The sequence below is a fragment of the Hyella patelloides LEGE 07179 genome (genome assembly GCF_900659865.1).
Lineage (GTDB): Bacteria > Cyanobacteriota > Cyanobacteriia > Cyanobacteriales > Xenococcaceae > Hyella > Hyella patelloides.
Genome location: NZ_LR214168.1, coordinates 1 through 4,131, shown reverse-complemented (window position 1 = coordinate 4,131; position 4,131 = coordinate 1). Strand labels below are relative to the sequence as shown.

3 protein-coding genes are annotated in these 4,131 nt (G+C 42.0%); all 3 read right to left on the bottom strand.

What is annotated here, in order from left to right; translation table 11 throughout:
* Positions 1-453: 453 nt before the first annotated feature.
* Positions 454-1,716 (bottom strand): competence/damage-inducible protein A, encoded by a 1,263-nt coding sequence (locus H1P_RS31470; RefSeq protein WP_144875154.1) that lies wholly within the window; start codon positions 1,714-1,716, stop codon positions 454-456.
* 144 nt (positions 1,717-1,860) lie between these two features.
* Complete coding sequence (locus H1P_RS31465; RefSeq protein ID WP_144875151.1) at positions 1,861-2,958, bottom strand: glycosyltransferase family 4 protein; 1,098 nt, start codon at positions 2,956-2,958, stop codon at positions 1,861-1,863.
* Between the two features lie 41 nt (positions 2,959-2,999).
* Positions 3,000-4,131, bottom strand: a 1,132-nt coding sequence (gene glyA, locus H1P_RS31460) for a serine hydroxymethyltransferase (RefSeq protein WP_144875149.1), incomplete at its 5' end; no start/stop codon positions are given.

The following is a 4,131-nucleotide window of genomic DNA, read 5'->3' as shown; positions in this document are numbered from 1 at the left end:
TGCGCGGGGATGGGGAGACTTCAACCAACCATAGACAACTGTTGGCAGCAAAATCTCAAACCAGAAAAGTCTCCCCTATCCACCCCCGCGCCGACGTAAGTGCGCGACCGAAGGAAGTCCTTTAGGGTGACCGAAGGAATCCTTTAGGGCAAGGGAACGCGCACCAAGACGGACATTAAAATTTACGAGATCGGAAGTAATAAGTAATGAGTAATAAGTAATGAGTTTTTTGATTAAAATGCCCAAAAATGTAAGGGGCTGACACCGTCCTCGAAGGGCGGTGCTTGTACGCCCCGTCTTAACGTTAATACGTAACGCTATAAATCCGATTCTTAAAACCCATTTTTAAATTGAGAGTGTTCAATGGATGAAAAATCTTCTGCTCATCACGCCCATCACGCCTTTACACAGATTTTAAATGGTCTATCTTAACAAGATTTGGGATCAAACAGTTTAAAAGCTCAAAATTTGCCGACGGATAATATCGAGAGCAGTATAAGCACTTAAATGGCGAACCAGAGAACGTTCTCTTCGGTCACCAAAACGACATTCTTTGCTACTTACTTGACCGTTAGGAGTAGCTAATCCAATATAAACTAAGCCTACAGGTTTGGTTTCTGTACTGCCATCGGGTCCTGCTATACCTGTAATACTGATGCCGTAATCTGTACCCAAAACTTGCTTTACTTCTTGCGCCATTTGTTGAGCAACCAAATCGCTGACTGCGCCAAATTGGTCTAAATCTGTGGTATTTACTTTTAAAAGACGGGTTTTAACTTCGTTCGCATAAGCAATAATACCTCCTTTAAAGTATTGGGAGCTACCTGGAATTGCTGTTAACATTGCTCCTAAACTTCCGCCAGTACAGGATTCTGCCACAGCTAAAGTTTTTTTGCGATCGCTTAACAATTTGCAGACTACTACTGCTAAACTTTCTTCATCACTACCAAAGTAGTCTAAACCTGCAATTTCTTGAATTTTTTGTGCCACAGGTTCGATCAGGGCGATTGCTTCTGCTTTTGATTTAGCTTTAGCAGAAACTCGTAAACGAACTTCTCCTCTAGATGCATAAGGCGCAACGGTAGGATTAGTTAACTCCAATAAAGGTGCTACTTTTTCAGCTAAGGCTGATTCTCCGATTCCGCGAAAACGCAACATCTGACTATGAATGATATCTTTACCCCAACCTTGGCTTTTCAAGAAAGGAATAGCAGTATCGCGCCACATCCGTTTCATTTCTGAAGGGACACCAGGGAAAGTAAGGATGGTTAGAGAATCTTGGCTTTCTTTTGATACTTCCCAGATCATTCCTGGGGCGGTACCTGAAGGGTTAGGAAGTATTTGCGCTCCTTGGGGTATTAAAGCTTGTTTGCGATTACTGGAAGTCATTTTTCGCCCGATGCTAGCAAACTTTTTCGTAATATCGGTAATGATTTCTGGTCTTTCTTCTAAAGAAGTATTGAAAAAACTAGCGATCGCTTCTGTGGTTAAATCGTCAGGAGTTGGTCCCAAACCACCAGTAAAAATGAGAATTGAAGAACGGGCGATCGCAGTATCGATAACTTGATGAATTCGAGCCAGATTATCTCCTACCACAGTTTGATAGTAATGAGGAATGCCTAAGCTAGCTAATTCTTGAGCTAAATAATGGCAATTCGTATTCAGTATATCCCCCAGTAATAGTTCAGTGCCAATACAAATAATTTCTGCACTCATTTTTAGTAGCCAGTAAACACCTAATCAGTTATATCAGGATTATAGATTGTAGGAAACACCTAATCAGTAATTGACAACAAACAACGAACGGACTGTACAGCCCAGCATATATCGCGTCTCTAACAACCAACCATTAACCAAACATTATTTACTATTAACCTTCGATTTATGATTACTAAGATCTTTGGTTCGCTCTATTTGTATTTGACGATTACGATATACCTGCCAGCCAATATATCCCAAAAGTGCTGTGGCAGCTATAGCATACCCCCAACCACTAGGAATATTGGAAAAACCTAGTGCTAAACTGCCTACCCAAAGGGTTAGGGCATAGATAAATAGAACTGTTAGACGTTGAGAAATACCTGCATTGAGTAACCAGTGATGCAGATGACTTTTATCTGCTATGAAAGGGGATTTTCCTTTACTAATACGAGACAAAATAACTGCGGACATATCTAAAATAGGCACGGCTAAAATCAGGTAAGGTAACAAAACGGCAGTTACGGCGGTAGCTTTTACTAAACCTATTACCCCAACACCTGCAAGGGTGAAACCCATAAAGTAAGCTCCCCCGTCTCCCATAAAAATTTGAGCGGGGTTAAAGTTGTAACGTAAGAAGCCCAAAGCAGAGCCAGCTAAAGCAGCAGCCACTAAAGCAGCAGTGGGTTGTTTCATAAAAAGAGTCACAATGAGCATTACCACGGCTGCAATGCCAGATACTCCTGCTGCTAAACCATCTACTCCATCAATCCAGTTGATTGCATTAGCCATACCCACTAGCCAAATAACTGTAATCGGTAGGCTTAAAACATCGGTATGAATCAGTTCGTTAAAAGGAACAGATAAAAAGTCAATCCTGACTCCCATTGACCATGACATAGTAGCAACTACTATCTGCATAAACAATCTGGAAAAAGGAGATAAGCTTAAAATATCGTCTGCAAACCCAATACAAAAAAATAAAATACTGCCCAGAATAAGCCCCCAAATTTCTCCGTGTTGCTCTATTGGGATGGCAGCAAAGCCTCCTAACCGCCACACAATCAGCAAGGCAATAATTGTGCCAGCAAAGATGGAAACCCCGCCGACACGAGCAACGGGGGCTTTATGAATTTTTCTCGCATTCGGCTTATCGACAATTCCCAACCTAAGAGCAACAGTCTTAACATCGGGAATCGTCCATAAAACAACGGTTACAGAAATTAGGAAGGCAATCAGATGGTATAGTTCTACGGGCATCTGAGGTATAAGTGTTTGATGTGAGGTTGGTAGTGTTTCCTTTAGACCCCAGCAGTTACAGGAATTTGTAAATAGGGGTACAGAGGAAAGCGATCGCATAAACTGGTAACCCTTTGTAAGCAATCTTGTTTTATTGCCTCATCTTCGGGGTTAAGCAAGCAATCTGCCACAATGTTAGCAATCTCTTTAAATTCTGTCGCCCCCATACCTCTAGTGGTCATTGCAGGTGAACCAAGGCGTAAGCCACTCGTGACAAAGGGTGATTCTGGATCGAAAGGCACAGTATTTTTATTTGCCGTGATGTTGATTTCACTGACTAGACGATCTGCTTTTTTACCTGTCATGTTGACACTACGTAAGTCCAGAAGAATCAAGTGGTTGTCAGTACCATCAGAAACTAATTTAATGCCTTTTTCTTTGAAACCTTCTGCCATCGCTTGAGCATTTTCAATCACCTGACCAGAATAGGTTGTAAATTCAGGTTTCAGGGCTTCGCCGAAAGCCACTGCTTTAGCTGCAATTACGTGTTCTAAAGGACCTCCTTGACTTCCAGGGAATACTGACTTATTGAGCTTTTTACCCAACTCTGCGTCTTTAGTCATAATTAAACCACCTCTAGGGCCTCTGAGGGTTTTGTGGGTGGTGGTAGTAACGACATCACAGTAGGGGATAGGGTTGGGATGATGTCCTGTCGCGACTAATCCTGCAATGTGAGCAATATCTGCCAGTAAGTAAGCTCCTACCTCATCAGCAATTTCTCTAAATTTGGCAAAGTCAATAGTACGGGAATAGGCTGAGTAACCACAAATAATTAATTTGGGTTTTTCTTTGTGGGCAATTTCGCGAATTTGGTCAAAATCTAGTCTTTCAGTCTCTTTGTTTACGCCATACTGAACGACGTTAAACCATTTACCTGAAAAGTTTACAGGAGAGCCGTGGGTGAGGTGTCCACCGTGGGATAAATCCATACCCATAATGGTGTCTCCAGGCTCTAGAAGAGTTAAAAAGACGGCAAAGTTAGCCTGTGCGCCAGAATGGGGCTGTACATTAGCCATTTCTGCACCAAAAAGCTGTTTAATACGGTCAATAGCTATTTGTTCTGCTTGGTCTACAAATTCACAACCACCGTAGTAACGTTTTCCTGGTAGTCCCTCTGCATACTTATTTGTTAGC